The organism is Peribacillus saganii, from assembly GCF_003429095.1.
Taxonomy (GTDB): domain Bacteria; phylum Bacillota; class Bacilli; order Bacillales; family DSM-1321; genus Peribacillus; species Peribacillus saganii.
The window spans coordinates 31,204-45,050 of the sequence record NZ_QVTE01000015.1 but is presented as its reverse complement, the minus strand read 5'-3'; the positions used below and the strand labels follow the sequence as shown (position 1 = coordinate 45,050).

At 40.6% G+C, this 13,847-nt stretch carries 15 protein-coding genes; all 15 read left to right on the top strand.

Features of this window, described 5'->3' with window-relative positions; translation table 11 throughout:
• Positions 1-120 precede the first annotated feature (120 nt).
• On the top strand, positions 121-732 hold the full coding sequence (locus D0469_RS06095; protein WP_233522957.1) for a TetR/AcrR family transcriptional regulator: 612 nt from the start codon (positions 121-123) through the stop codon (positions 730-732).
• A gap of 110 nt (positions 733-842) precedes the next feature.
• Positions 843-1,070: a hypothetical protein gene (locus D0469_RS06090; RefSeq protein WP_117325754.1), complete on the top strand. Its 228-nt coding sequence runs from the start codon at positions 843-845 to the stop codon at positions 1,068-1,070.
• 61 nt (positions 1,071-1,131) lie between these two features.
• Positions 1,132-2,220, top strand: coding sequence for a zinc-dependent alcohol dehydrogenase (locus D0469_RS06085; RefSeq protein WP_117325753.1), 1,089 nt, complete (start codon positions 1,132-1,134; stop codon positions 2,218-2,220).
• Between the two features lie 20 nt (positions 2,221-2,240).
• Positions 2,241-3,416: an aromatic ring-hydroxylating oxygenase subunit alpha gene (locus D0469_RS06080; protein WP_117325752.1), complete on the top strand. Its 1,176-nt coding sequence runs from the start codon at positions 2,241-2,243 to the stop codon at positions 3,414-3,416.
• A gap of 21 nt (positions 3,417-3,437) precedes the next feature.
• Positions 3,438-3,920, top strand: coding sequence for an aromatic-ring-hydroxylating dioxygenase subunit beta (locus tag D0469_RS06075; protein WP_117325751.1), 483 nt, complete (start codon positions 3,438-3,440; stop codon positions 3,918-3,920).
• Between the two features lie 41 nt (positions 3,921-3,961).
• The gene (locus D0469_RS06070; RefSeq protein ID WP_142919165.1) at positions 3,962-4,966 is read left to right on the top strand and encodes a CobW family GTP-binding protein; all 1,005 of its coding nucleotides are present in this window, start codon (positions 3,962-3,964) and stop codon (positions 4,964-4,966) included.
• A 73-nt stretch (positions 4,967-5,039) separates the two neighbouring features.
• On the top strand, positions 5,040-5,483 hold the full coding sequence (locus D0469_RS06065) for a CoxG family protein (protein WP_117325749.1): 444 nt from the start codon (positions 5,040-5,042) through the stop codon (positions 5,481-5,483).
• Between the two features lie 4 nt (positions 5,484-5,487).
• On the top strand, positions 5,488-6,096 hold the full coding sequence (locus D0469_RS06060) for a nucleotidyltransferase family protein (RefSeq protein WP_117325748.1): 609 nt from the start codon (positions 5,488-5,490) through the stop codon (positions 6,094-6,096).
• Between the two features lie 16 nt (positions 6,097-6,112).
• On the top strand, positions 6,113-6,868 hold the full coding sequence (locus tag D0469_RS06055; protein WP_117325747.1) for a maleate cis-trans isomerase family protein: 756 nt from the start codon (positions 6,113-6,115) through the stop codon (positions 6,866-6,868).
• Between the two features lie 43 nt (positions 6,869-6,911).
• Positions 6,912-7,793: an FAD binding domain-containing protein gene (locus D0469_RS06050; RefSeq protein ID WP_158553366.1), complete on the top strand. Its 882-nt coding sequence runs from the start codon at positions 6,912-6,914 to the stop codon at positions 7,791-7,793.
• Entirely contained in the window at positions 7,790-8,266 is a 477-nt protein-coding gene (locus D0469_RS06045) for a (2Fe-2S)-binding protein (RefSeq protein ID WP_117325745.1), read from the top strand. Before D0469_RS06050 ends, D0469_RS06045 begins: the two co-directional genes overlap by 4 nt.
• A 16-nt stretch (positions 8,267-8,282) precedes the next feature.
• Positions 8,283-10,646, top strand: a complete 2,364-nt coding sequence (locus tag D0469_RS06040; protein ID WP_117325744.1) for a xanthine dehydrogenase family protein molybdopterin-binding subunit — start codon at positions 8,283-8,285, stop codon at positions 10,644-10,646.
• 17 nt (positions 10,647-10,663) lie between these two features.
• Positions 10,664-11,581 (top strand): AAA family ATPase, encoded by a 918-nt coding sequence (locus D0469_RS06035; protein ID WP_117325743.1) that lies wholly within the window; start codon positions 10,664-10,666, stop codon positions 11,579-11,581.
• Between the two features lie 4 nt (positions 11,582-11,585).
• Entirely contained in the window at positions 11,586-12,767 is a 1,182-nt protein-coding gene (locus D0469_RS06030) for a VWA domain-containing protein (RefSeq protein ID WP_117325742.1), read from the top strand.
• 1 nt (position 12,768) lies between these two features.
• Positions 12,769-13,830: an XdhC family protein gene (locus D0469_RS06025; protein ID WP_117325741.1), complete on the top strand. Its 1,062-nt coding sequence runs from the start codon at positions 12,769-12,771 to the stop codon at positions 13,828-13,830.
• Positions 13,831-13,847: the final 17 nt, after the last annotated feature.

Sequence of the window (13,847 nt, the reverse complement as noted above, 5' to 3'; positions counted from 1 at the left end):
TACAATTTTCCAATAGCTTATTGACAGTACAAATAGCCTAGATTATATTAATGGTAGTTAGTGATAACTAACATTTACACTAAATTAATAATGTTAACCATTTAATGAGGTGCAAATTAGTTGAATCTAAACGGCACAATTACTAAGGAAGATTCTCTAAATACGAATGACAAGATACTGTTTGCAGCAATTGATCTAATGTCAGAGAAGGGTTTTAAATCGGTTACCACAAAAGCAATTTCGGATAAGGCTGGAGTAAGTGAGATGACCGTTTACCGGCATTTTAGGAGCAAGATTAACATATTGGAAGAAGTTATGGAAAGATTTTATTTTACTGCTCCAATGAAGAGAATTTTTGAAGAAGATCTTGTATGGGAGATAGAAATTGATCTTCTGCATATTAGTAAAAAGTACCATGAAGTTATGAAAAAGAACAAAAAGATTTTCGAGATTGCGGTAAAAGAAACACATACTCTTCCCAGCATTCTTGATAAAATTACAAAGCATCCTAGGGAACTTAAAGAATTTTTAGTCCATTATTTTGTGGAAATGCATAAAAACGGAAAGATTATCAAAATGAATTTTGAACTTTTAGCTGTCTCATTTATTTGGATGAATTACGGCTCATTTATCTCTCGTTCTTTTTCAGGAGAAGACAAAATTACAACGTTTAGCCAAGAGGAATTTATTGAAAGCAGTGTTGCACAATTCGCAAAAGCAATCAAAACGTAATTTTTATTTTTAAATATGTTAGTTAGTACTAACTAAAACAGGAGATTCTGCTTAGATAGCACCATCACAGTATATTTGCTTTAAATATGAAAGAGTGTAGGTGGATATGTATGTCTGAAGTTTTTATGCTAAAAAATGAATTTGCTTATGTCTCTGTTCAGGTAGATCAATCTGCTAACGGAGACAGGCTTATGATAACGGACGTCCGCACTGGTAAAACTTCTTTCTTTGATCCTCTGGAGCTGGAATGCTTATTATGGAGTACTCATAAAGAACTTACTAGTTTTCTGGATCCGTCACAAACAAGGTGGATTAACGAAACAGACGATGAGGATTAATCCGGATTATTTCTATTAATTGTATCTAACCTTTTAAGGTGAATATAGAGGAGTGTTTAATATGACTGTTAAAGTTAAAGCTGCTGTTCTTACAGAAAAAGAGACTATTGAAATAATGGAGTTTCCGATACCGGAAACAGGTGATAATGATGCATTGCTTCATGTAGAAGCGTGTGGAGTTTGCGGTTTTGATAGTGAAGCTTATTTATATGGAGGTAATGGCGTATTCCAGCTACCCTGTGTGATTGGCCATGAAATAGTTGGGCGTGTAAAGAACTTGGGACATAAAGCTGCGGAGCGCTGGGGGGTAAAAGAAGGAGACAGGGTTGTCGTAGAAGAGTACATTCCTTGCGGCGCCTGTAATAACTGCCTAACCGGAAACTACCGACAATGTTTTGATTTACGCTATGGCGCAATGAATATTAACAATGAAAAAACAGCGCTTTGGGGCGGGTTTGCTGAATATATGTACCTGCACCCTAATTCTATTATCCATAAAGCAAGTCCTAATGTGTCACCGGAGCTTTTACAATTGTATATCCCGATTTCCAATGGGATACATTGGGTCCAAGAAGTAGGTAATACAAAAGTTGGAGATACTGTCTTGATTCAAGGTCCGGGTCCAATGGGTCTTGGTGCAGTTATTGGGGCGAAAGAAGCGGGGGCTGGAAAGATTATTGTCACAGGTATGTCGAAGGACGAACATCGATTAAAGATGGCGAAGGAATTTGGAGCTGACCATACTTTTTTTGCTGATACTCAGGATCTTGTGAAAGAGGTTTACGAAGTTACAAATGGAAAAATGGCAGACACCGTTATCAACGCTGCAACAGCTCCACAGCAGCTGGTTGCTGCTTTGGATTTAGCAGGATTGCGTGCTACCGTCGTACATTCTGGAACTGATGAAAAGTTATCTCAGAATTTAATGTCCAGTAAAATCACATGGAAACTCCTTACAATTAAAGGAGTTTTGGGACGGCCGACAAGTGCAGTCGGAGTTGCCTTACGTGTTATTGAATCAGGAAAATACCCTCTTGAAAAGATGGTGACACACAGCTTTCCAGTTGAAGAAGCGGCAAAGGCTGTAAGGACACATGCATATGGTGAAGATGGCTGTATCCACGTTGCTGTGGTAAATGAAAAATTTTAAGGAAGACAGGTGATGATAGGATGAAAACCATTAATATTGAAGAGTTAGTCAAAGATGGAGCTGTTCATGGAGATATTTATAACGAAGAAGAAATCTTCCAATTAGAAATGACACGGATTTTTGAAAAAACTTGGGTGTTTGTTGCCCACGAAAGTGAAATTGCCAATCCGGGAGATTATAAGACAACAGTAATCGGTGAACATCCTCTTATTGTAACAAGGGATTCTGATACGGAGGAAATCTTTGTCTTGTTTAACCGCTGCCGGCACCGTGCTGCAACAGTTTGCCAGCAAGAGACCGGGAACGCCAACTTCTTCCGCTGTGCTTACCATGGGTGGACCTATTCCAATAACGGAGATTTAACCGGTATGCCTTTTCAGGATGGATATGATGAGCATTTCGACCGCTGTAAGATGGGGCTTATAAAAGTTCCAAGGGTAGGGATTTATCAAGGATTTATCTTTGCCAGTTTAAGTGAAGAAGGACCAAGTCTGGAAGAACATCTTGGGCACGCCCGTCCATATATTGACTACATTGTAGGAACAGGTCCAGATGGAATCGCACTGAATGCAGGTGCACACAAATATAGTTTCGATGGAAATTGGAAGCTTCAAATTGAGAACACAATTGATCCTTATCATTTAAGTGTAACACACAGAAGCTTCTTCAATATTTTAAGCAAAAAAACAGGAAAGAAAATTAACTTTAACAGAATGCATAAATCTGAGAAAATTCGTGACCTGGGCAACGGGCATTCCCTGTATGAATTAGGTGGCGACCTGGGGATTGGAGCATTGCCATTTAACCTGATTGTATTCCCTAATCTCGGATTCTTAGGTTCACAGGTACGCGTTACACGTCCAATATCTGTAAATAAAACACACGTTTTCCTTTATCCGATCATGTTAAAAGGGGTATCCGTAGAAGAAAATGCTGAAAGATTAAGAAAACATGAGGGTTTTTATGGACCTGCTGGCTTTGGAACGGTTGATGATCTTGAAGTAGGCTTTGATCGTGTAGCTGAAGGCCTAAAAGCTAAGGGGCCTGACGGTGAATGGCTGGAAATAAGCCGTGGTATGAACCGTGAAGAAGTGGATGAACAGGGTATAATTACCGCTACCTCCAGTGATGAGGTATCAGCAAGGGCACTTTATAAGGAATGGAAGCGTCTAATGACCGCAGGAAGTATATCTTAGACTGTAAAGGAGGCAAAATGTATGAATACGGTTATGGTAGAAAGAAAGGAAATTGAAGATTTTCTAATACACGAAGCATTTTTAATTAATGAAGAAAAGTTCAGCGAATGGCTCGATCTATTTACAGAAGACGGCATCTATTGGATCCCCTCCAACAAGGACCATATAGATCCCAACACACATGTGTCTATTATTTACGACGACAGAGAACGTTTAGAAGAACGGGTTTGGCGGCTCGAAAGCGGTTTAGCGTATGGCCAAGAACCAAAATCAAGAACACGGCATTTGATTACAAACGTAAAAATTCTTGAAAGTGATGACCAGAAGGTAGTGGTGTCTTCGAACTTCATTCTCGTTGAATTAAGAAGAAGCATTCAAACTATTTGGTCAGGCAGATTTGAGCATCAGTTAAGATCACAGGGTGGTACCTGGAAAATCGCCTCAAAGAAAGTGGAATTAATCAATAATAACGAATTCATTGGAAATTTAAGTTTTATAGTGTAAATATCTCCTTTACAGTTTATACATTGCTTGGGGTGAATCAGTTGAAACGCATTCCTGTAGTTATTCTCAGCGGGTTTTTAGGTAGCGGAAAAACAACATTATTATTGCACTTGCTTCAGCAGGCTGAACACAAAGGTATTAGATCTGGAATGCTGATTAACGAATTTGGAAAAATGGATATCGATGGATATATACTTGGCGGTAAAAGCAGTTCTAGCGTCCAAACATTGCTGGGCGGCTGTGTATGCTGCAGTAAGAAAAGTGAAATCGTTGCATGCTTTGACGAATTGCTTAAAACGGATTCGGAAATCATTTTTGTCGAATTAACTGGTTTAGCAAATCCCGAGGAAGTTATGATCGAAATGACGAAAAAAGAAATCATTTCGAAAGTATATTTAAAAAATGTTGTTACAGTTGTGGATGCAGAAGCTTATCTAAACGAACGCTACTCTTCCATTGGAGCCAATGTCGACAGGACACTCAGCAAGCAAATATCAGTTGCCGATATGATCATTGTAAATAAGCTGGATCTTGTTGATGGCATTGCCAAAAATGAAATAGAAACAAGAATAAGAGACGTAAACAGAGATGCAGCGATACAGTTTACCACTTTCAGTCAAGTAGATTTAAACAAAATACTCTCAGGAAATGAATCGAAATTTTCAGAAGTTTACCCCACACCTTACGATCAGACACCAATAGCGGAAGAAGATGTACAGCTGTCTTTCGACTATATGTCAACCATTGCCATACCCATCAATTTAAGAGTAACGAAAGCATTTATTGAAAACTATCTTTCCATTCTAAAACCTAATTTAATAAGGGCAAAAGGGTTTGTTTTTCTGGAAGGCGAAGAGACTCCGTATCTTGTGCAATATTTTGGCACCCGAATAGCATGGGAACCTTTTGCAGAATATCAAAGCGAACCTTATCTCACACTTATCGGAATTGATCTGAATTCGAATGATGCGTTTACGAAGCTAGCTGCAATGGCGAATAAGCCAATTGATGAACTTCTTCAGGTTCCACATCAATATTATTCTTAATCGGTAATTATACGAATTTTCATCAAAAAATTTTCAGTATTTTAATTTATAGAAAATAAGAGGTGTTTTACGGATGAACATAGAAGGAGAAGCTAAATTTAATTTACCAATCGATAACCTCTGGGACACTCTACACGACGAGGAGATTCTAAAAAAGGTGATCCCTGGCTGCCAGGAATTAGTGCTGACAGGAAATGGAGAATATGATGTTGTGTTAAAACTGGGAGTAGCAGCAGTAAAGGGCGAGTATATAGGAAAAGTAAAAATTGAGGATGTTGACAAACCAAACTACTATATCTTGCATGCAACCGGAAGCGGCTCACCTGGACATGTGGATGCTAAGATGGACTGCAGACTAGTAGAAACTGAGAATGGCTCCATACTGGAATGGAAATGCGATGCTATTGTCGGCGGTATGATTGCGAGTGTTGGAAACCGGGTGCTCGCTGGGGTTGCGAAATTTTTAGCTGGAAAGTTTTTTAAAGATATTCAAAAAGAAATTAAAGCATCTGTTTGATGCTATGAAGCTAACAATAGGTGCAGTTATATTAGCTGCTGGCCTGGCGAGGAGAATGGGTGAAGCTAAACAGTTTCTCTCTCTGGATGGAAATCCATTATTTCTGCATAGTGTAGATTTAGCTATAAGGGCTAAATTGGATCCCATTATACTAGTGGTTGGAAACAATAAGCAACAGTATGAAAAATACTTATCTTCCTATCCAAATGTCATAGTCCTCGAGAATAAACAGTATCAGGAAGGGATGGGAACATCACTAAGATTAGGAGTTTCACAGCTGGATTGCAAGGTAGAGGGAGTATTTATTTTACTTGCAGACCAGCCATTTGTCGATGTAACAGTCATTCAAAATATGGCTAATAAATTCAAAGCAGATGGCAGTCGTTCTATTGTTCGTCCAGTATATAGCGCAATGGAAGGACACCCTATTCTGTTCCCTTCCTCATTATTTCCTGAATTCGCTAATCTTGAGGGTGATACGGGAGGTAAGTCATTAATCAAAAAACATTGGGATAAGGTTAGTAAACTAGATTTCAATCAGACTGATTGGGGCTTTGATATCGATACTCCGGATGATTATGTAAAGGCACAGGAAATGGTAAAAAACAAATAAAGGTGGATGAAATATTATGGCCAAAAATTACCGTGTTGGGCTAATTGTACCAAGCTCAAATACAACAATGGAAACCGAAATACCAGCAATGCTAAACTCAAGAATCAACGAATTTCCAGACGAAACATTTACTTTTCATTCCAGCAGAATGAGAATGAAGCACGTGTCTAAAGAAGAGCTCTCTGAAATGGATAAGGATAGTGATCGCTGTGCAGTTGAGTTATCCGATGCGCGCTGCGATGTACTTGCCTATGCATGCCTTGTCGCAATCATGTGCCAGGGTGCAGGCTATCATAAAGCTTCGGAAGAACGGCTTCATGCAGCAACAGCAGAAAATGGCGGCGGCGCTCCTGTGATCAGCAGTGCAGGGGCACTTGTCGATTGTTTGAAAATCATGAATGCCAAAAGAGTTTCGATCATTACTCCATATATGAAGCCTCTTACTCAAATGGTCGTGGATTATATCGAGCAGAGTGGAATCGAAGTAATCGATTCGATCAGTTTAGAGGTGGCGGATAATTTAGAGGTAGGACGATTGAATCCTGATAACCTGCCTGAAATCGCTAAAAAGCTAAATATTGAAGGAGCGGACGCAGTTGTTCTCTCAGCCTGTGTACAAATGCCATCACTTCCGGCAATTCAGAAAGCCGAGGATCAGCTTGGATTACCTGTCTTGTCTGCTGGAACTGCCACTGTATATAAAATATTGAAGCAATTAGAGCTCGAAACGAAAGTTCCGAATGCTGGAAGTTTATTGTCGGGCAAGTATTAATTTTGCACTACACATCTGAAACCAGGTAATGGAGGTCATAAGTATGAAACCGCCAAAGTTTTCCTATCTGAGGCCGAACGATCTAGCAGAAGCTTTAGATTTGCTAGCAGAATACGGGGAGGATGCCAAAATCATGTCAGGTGGTCAAAGTCTGATTCCTTTACTTAACATGAGGCTTTCGACCCCTCGGTACATCATCGATATTGGCAGAGTAAAAGAATTACATGGAATCAAAGAAGAAGAGGACGCAATAGTTATAGGCGGCATGACCCGCCATGTGGATGTAGAAAAATCAGAATTAATTAAAGAAAAATGCCCGCTTCTTACAGAAGGGATTCGCTGGGTCGGTCATACACAAATAAGAAGCAGGGGAACAATAGGCGGGAGCATTGCCCATGCCGACCCATCTGCAGAACTGCCGTGTATCTTAACAGCGTTGAGGGGGGAAATTGTTGTCGCATCCAAAGAAGATGAGTTTACTCTCACACCAGAAGAATTTTTCCTCAGCTATCTGTTAACATCTTTAGAACCTGATCAATTAATTAAAGGAATCAGATTTCCTAAATTAAACAAGAACAGTGGATATGCATTTGAAGAAGTGGCCAGAAGACATGGAGATTTCGCGCTAGTCGAAGTGGCCGCTGTTATAAATCTTGATAAAGATGGGAAAGTGGCCGAAGCACAAATTGCTTTAGGAGGAGCCAATGCCGTTCCTTTCGTTCCACTGGAAACAGAAGAGTTTTTAATAGGAAAAGAACCTAATGAAACGATATTAAAAGAAGCAGCCACCCTGCAATTAGAAGACCTTGATCCTGAAGGAGATATTCATGGCTCCAAGGAGTATCGGCGCTACCTAACAGGCGTACTATTGCAAAGGGCATTACATACAGCAGTTAAACGAGCAAGGGAAGGGGTGGTCGTATGAAAGAAACATTGGTCAAGGTAACAATTAACGGAAAAGAAGTAGCAAAAGAGATTGAATCCAGATGGCTGTTATCGGATTTTTTGAGGGATAATCTTGGTTTAACTGGCACCCATGTTGGCTGTGAGCACGGTGTCTGCGGTGCATGCACAGTATTAATAAATGGAGAACCGGTACGCTCGTGTTTAATGCTTGCGGTCCAGGCGGATGGCTGCCAAGTCGAAACCGTTGAATCACTTGCCCGCGCAGATGGATCATTTAATCATATTCAACAAGCCTTTGCAAATAATCATGCACTGCAATGCGGATTCTGCACACCGGGATTTTTGATGTCACTCAAGAGTTTCATGGAAAACAACCCTACTCTGCCGACAGATGAAGAAATTCGCGAAGCTATTTCCGGCAACCTTTGTCGGTGTACAGGATACAGCAACATTATTAAAGCAGTAAAAGAGGCGTATGCCCTGAACTGTTAAATGGGGGGATTCGGCTATGGCGCAATATGTCGGTCAAAATGTAAAAAGAAAAGAAGATTACAGGCTTCTCACAGGGAACGGAAGATTTGTCGGTGATATCCGATTAGATAACATGGCAGAAGCTGCAATTTTGAGAAGCTCTTATGGACATGCGTTAATTAAAAGCATTGACACATCAAAAGCGAAAGACTGCGAAGGTGTTATAGATGTGATCACGGCTGCTGATTTAGAAGGTAAAGTTCAGCCTTTTACTGAGTTTGTGGAGTTCACATTGCCGCCAAATCTGGAAAAAGACATTAAACCAATCATAAAGAAAAATCCAGAACCAATGCTTGCCAAGGATAGGGTGACATTTGTCGGACAGGCGATTGCGATAGTCATCGCGGAAAATCGTTACGCTGCAGAAGACGCCATAGGGTTAATTAAGATAGAATTTGAGCCTTTGCCTGTAGTAACAGATCCTTATGAATCAGTCAAAGCCGAATCTACGGTAATCCATCAAGACCTCCAAAACAACATACAATCCCATTTTGAAGTGAGTGTTGGAGATGTGGAGAAGGCATTTAATCAGGCTGACCACGTGATAAGAGCAAGGATCAAGACTCCACGGGTATCCGGCAACCCTCTAGAAACAAGAGGCGTTGTAGCTGAATACGAAGAACGCACGCAGCAATTGCAAGTATGGAGTTCGACTCAAGTACCTTATATGGTCCGGTCTTACTTATCAAAGCTGGTCGGTTTAGTTGAGAACAATATCCGTGTGGTTGCTCCTGATGTGGGCGGAGGATTTGGACCAAAATGTGCAGTTTATCCCGAAGAAATTGTCATTCCTTATCTATCAACAAAATATAAGCGTCCAATTAAATGGATCGAAGACAGACTAGAACATATGCAAAGCACGAGACATTCCAGGGATCAGGTGCATGATGTCGAGGTCGCCGTGAAAAATGACGGAACGATACTAGGGTTAAAGGACCATTTCTTGCTTGATAACGGGGCACATAATTCATTTGCTTTATGCTGTGCTTACAATTCTGCTGCCCATCTCAGAGGGATGTACCGCATTCCAAACTACGATATTACTGGCCAAATTGTTTTAACCAATAAGACTCCAAATGTTCCTTATAGGGGAGCAGGCAGGCCGGAAGCTGTGTTTGTGATGGACCGTCTGATCTATATGATTGCTGAAAAACTAAATATGGATCCAGTAGATGTATCATTTAAAAATTTTATTACTCCTGAGGAAATGCCTTATGATACTGATTTGTTCTATCGTGATGGAGCCAATATGGTGCTGGAAAACGGAGATTACCCTGGTTCTTTGAAACAAGCTATGAAGATTGTTGGATATGAACAATTTCGAGAGCAGCAAAAAGAAGCGCGTGAAAAAGGAAAATATTTAGGTATTGGCTTTTCTTCATATATAGAAGGAACAGGTATTGGCCCTCATGAAGGAGCAGTAGTCAGACTTGATTCATCTGGGCACATTCTCGCTTTTGTCGGCTCAAGCCCGCATGGACAAAGCCACGAAACCACACTTGCTCAAATTTGTGCCGATGAATTTGGAGTAAGCCCAGATCAGGTAACTGTCAAAGCGGGGGATACCAGCTTGCTCCCTTATGGTGTAGGCACTTTTGCAAGCCGCGGAGCAGTTACAGCCGGATCGGCAGTGCATGTAGCTTCAAAAAAACTAAAGGAAAAGCTCCTTGCGATTGCCGGGGAAATGCTTGAAGTAGCAGCAAGCGATTTAGAATTACAAAATGGCAAGGTTTATCCGAAAGCCATGCCAACAAGATTTGTTACGCTTCAAGAAATTGCTCTTGCTGCAAAACCTGGTCCTCGCTGTAAAGTTCCAGAGGGTATGGAGCCCGGAGCAAGTGCTACCCATTACTTTGTACCGCCAACTGTAACTTTTTCTTCCGGTTTCCATACGGCTGTTGTCGAGGTGGATAAAGACACAGGTTTTGTTGAAATTCTGCGCTATATTGTTGTCCACGATTGCGGACGTGTCCTTAATCCGATGATAGTTGACGGGCAGATTCAAGGGGGAGTTGCACAGGGGATCGGCGGTGCTCTCTATGAAGAAATCATTTATGATGAAAACGGGCAATTGGTGACTGGAACCTATATGGATTATTTACTCCCAACTGCTATGGAAGTGCCTGTTGTGGAAATGGGCCATCAAGAATTTCTTTCTCCTCGAAATCCGATGGGAATTAAAGGCGTCGGTGAAGGCGGAGCGATTGGTCCGCCAGCAGCTATTGCTAATGCTGTGTGCGATGCATTGAAACCAATGAAAATTGAAATTAATACTTTGCCAGTAAGTCCTAATAAACTTAGAAGTTTAATAGAAGAAGCGGAGCTGCAGGAAATGCACTGAAGATAGGATGGAGTTAGATGAACAATTCAGCAGTAGAGGAATTAAATGAACAATTAAAATCACAAGGATATATAGCCGACCCTTCCTTACTAATGTCCATCTACATTTCGGAGTTTTTGAATCAGCCGCTGTTTTTAGAAGGCGAACCCGGTGTTGGGAAAACCGAAGTAGCAAAAGCTCTTGCTAAGAGTATCAATGGTGAATTAATTAGAATTCAATGTTTTCCGGGGATAGAAAGTAATGAAGTGTTATATGAATGGAATTACTTGAAACAGATAGTAAACATCCGCTTGCGGGAGCATCAGCTTTTGAAAAGTGAACAAACAATTGTTGATACTCTTCAAGAGAAAGACCTCTTTCACAGAGAATTCTTGATTGCTAGGCCATTATTATCAGCTATCCAGTCCGACAAACCGGTTGTTTTGCTAATAGATGAAATCGACCGTTCAGACGAAAGATTTGAAGCCTTTCTTCTTGAGTTTTTATCCGACTTTCAAGTAACGATTCCTGAATTGGGCACGATAGAGGCTTTAAAGAAACCAAAAGTTATACTCACTTCCAATCGATCCCGGGAAGTCCACGATGCTTTAAGAAGGCGCTGCATATATCAGTGGATTGATTATCCCTCTCTCGAAAAAGAAATGGAAATCATCAAAAGAAAGACACCTGGACTCTCAGAATCGCTGTTAAAGCAGGTAAGCTCGTTTGTTTCAGCATTACGGAAACAGCAGCTTGATAAGAAGCCCGGTTTGTCAGAAAGCCTTGATTGGGCAAGGACGATTGCAGGTTTAGAATTAGAAAGTATTTGGGACAAAGAAACGTTCCAGCAATTAGCTGGCTGTCTTCTCAAAACTAAAGAAGATCATGAGTTAGTTACAAGAAGAATCGAAGATGTTTATAGAGAAACAAGACAAATTTTAGCCAGGTTGAGTTAGAAACATGGAACACTATGGATTTAATGAAACTATCGTAAACTTCGCCCGGATCTTAAAGAAAGAAGGCTTAAAAATCAATCAAGCCCAATCATTAAGAGCTATGCTTGTTCTTAATGAAATATCCCTGATTAATAAAACCGAGTTTTACTACGCACTTCGTTCAGTTTTTTGCTTTAGCCCCGAGGATTACAAAATTTTTGACCGGATTTTCCGCGGTTTCTGGGGAGAACAGGTGCCGTATGCCGGCACAGAACACGCAATTGAAGATGAGGAAGAAAGCCATGAAAACGAACCAGATATAGAGGAGCTGGGCCTTGAGCAAGATTCATCTGCTGTCAATTCTTCTGGCCAGCAGGATCAGCAATTTCTCTTGCAGGAAGATCTTTCAGAAGAATTGGAGCAGGCTGGCAGAATGTTTTCCTATTCGCCCGATGAAAAGCTACTGCTGAAACAATACTCCTCCATCCCTATGAAGGATTTTGCAGACTTCAGGACGGAATGGAATACCCTTCTTGCCTTACTTATGAAAACAATGCGAAAAGATAGCACAATTAGGGGCAGACAGGAATTGGTTCTGAAAAAAATGCTGCGAAAAAATCTAACGCAGGGTGCGGGTGAATTGTTCCAGTTGTATAGAAAAGGAAAAAGGAAAACTGATAAACAAATATTATACACTTTGGTGGATATAAGTGGTTCAATGGAAGTTTATATCAAAATGTATCTTCCAATCTTCTATCTTCTGCAGCGTTATGCTGGCAGAGCAGAAACATATTTCTTTAACACTTCCATTTACCCTGTAACAAAATATTTTAAACAGAGATATGGGAATACTCTGGAAATGTTAAATGAAAGATTAAGAGTCTCAGCTAATGGCACGAATTTAGGGCAATGCATGAGCGAATTTTGGAAAACTCAATCTTCAAAGCTTTCCCCGCAATTAACTACCATCATCATCTTTAGTGATGGATGGGATCGCGGAGATATGGAGCAGCTGGCACATCAAATAAAGAAAATCCATACTCAGGTTTACCAAATTATTTGGATCAATCCTTTACTTGGCCTAGAGGGCTATTATCCCCACACACAGGCATTTAATACAGTGATTCCTTATATCTCCCACATGGTTTCTTTAAAAGATATAAAATCGATAAAACAGGGTCCTAGGATGAAATGGAGGGTTAGGTAATATGTCTTCCTTGAAAGAATTACAAAACATTTTTATAAAAATGGACGAAGTTTGGGAACGCGGGGAAGAAGCGGCATTACTGATGATTACTGAGGTGAGAGGATCTTCCTACAGGAGGCCTGGAACCAAGATCATGATCTCGAGTGATGGCGAAGTTTATGGCACCTTAAGTGGAGGATGCCTCGAAAACGACCTGATTGAATATGCAAAAGTGGCCATCCTTGAGAACAGGCCTGCAACCAAGTCCTATAACTTAAGTGAAAATGACTTGTGGGGACTTGGAATTGGCTGTAAAGGAGCTCTTGAAATTGTCATTCTTCCGATTAAAAAGACCTCAGTCTTTTGGAGAGAGGTCAAGCAGGAGGCATTTACAGGGCAGCTGCTGAATCTTGTATTAAATATCGACACAGGCGAAGGTTCTCTTTTAAACCAGCATAATCAAGTGATCGTCCAAAATGGTGAATACATTCCTTCTACTATTATTAATGAACTCTTTTTCGTTCAAAAACAATATAGACAAAGTGCTAAAGTGATGATTGATGAACAAAACAGATACATTGTCGATACCATTTTCCCCCTTGAAAAATTGATCGTTTCAGGAGCAGGACACGACGCAATTCCTGTAGTTGAATTCGCACTTAAAGCAAACTTTGATGTCTATGTATTAGATCCAAGAACACAATTCAATGATGAAAAACGTTTTCCTGGAGCGAATCACTGGGTTGCAGACCCTTCCAATAACATGGAAATCCCTGCTTCTCTACGAAATTCATGGTGGATTATTATGAATCATCATATGGAGCGAGATGGGGCTGCACTTAAACTAGCAATGGATTCGAATCCCAAATATGTAGGAGTCCTTGGTCCAGCCAAACGAACTGAAGAACTTTTGGAGACAAATGGAATTGAAATTATCGACCAGCCGCTCTTTGCTCCGATTGGACTTGATTTAGGAGGGGAAACCGTAGAGGAGGTTGGAATCAGTATCGTTTCAGAGCTGCTGGCCGTCCGTAACCAAAGGAGTTCGTGCCATTTAAAAGGGAAGAATAAAATCCATGCATAATAACGATTAGGAGGGTT

Coding starts and splice junctions, on each gene's coding strand:
- D0469_RS06085 (WP_117325753.1), top strand. CDS start 1,132: ATGACTGTTAAAGTTAAAGCTGCTGTTCTTACAGAAAAAGAGACTATT.
- D0469_RS06025 (WP_117325741.1), top strand. CDS start 12,769: ATGTCTTCCTTGAAAGAATTACAAAACATTTTTATAAAAATGGACGAA.
- D0469_RS06055 (WP_117325747.1), top strand. CDS start 6,113: ATGGCCAAAAATTACCGTGTTGGGCTAATTGTACCAAGCTCAAATACA.
- D0469_RS06040 (WP_117325744.1), top strand. CDS start 8,283: ATGGCGCAATATGTCGGTCAAAATGTAAAAAGAAAAGAAGATTACAGG.
- D0469_RS06050 (WP_158553366.1), top strand. CDS start 6,912: ATGAAACCGCCAAAGTTTTCCTATCTGAGGCCGAACGATCTAGCAGAA.
- D0469_RS06065 (WP_117325749.1), top strand. CDS start 5,040: ATGAACATAGAAGGAGAAGCTAAATTTAATTTACCAATCGATAACCTC.
- D0469_RS06075 (WP_117325751.1), top strand. CDS start 3,438: ATGAATACGGTTATGGTAGAAAGAAAGGAAATTGAAGATTTTCTAATA.
- D0469_RS06080 (WP_117325752.1), top strand. CDS start 2,241: ATGAAAACCATTAATATTGAAGAGTTAGTCAAAGATGGAGCTGTTCAT.
- D0469_RS06045 (WP_117325745.1), top strand. CDS start 7,790: ATGAAAGAAACATTGGTCAAGGTAACAATTAACGGAAAAGAAGTAGCA.
- D0469_RS06030 (WP_117325742.1), top strand. CDS start 11,586: ATGGAACACTATGGATTTAATGAAACTATCGTAAACTTCGCCCGGATC.
- D0469_RS06035 (WP_117325743.1), top strand. CDS start 10,664: ATGAACAATTCAGCAGTAGAGGAATTAAATGAACAATTAAAATCACAA.
- D0469_RS06090 (WP_117325754.1), top strand. CDS start 843: ATGTCTGAAGTTTTTATGCTAAAAAATGAATTTGCTTATGTCTCTGTT.
- D0469_RS06060 (WP_117325748.1), top strand. CDS start 5,488: ATGAAGCTAACAATAGGTGCAGTTATATTAGCTGCTGGCCTGGCGAGG.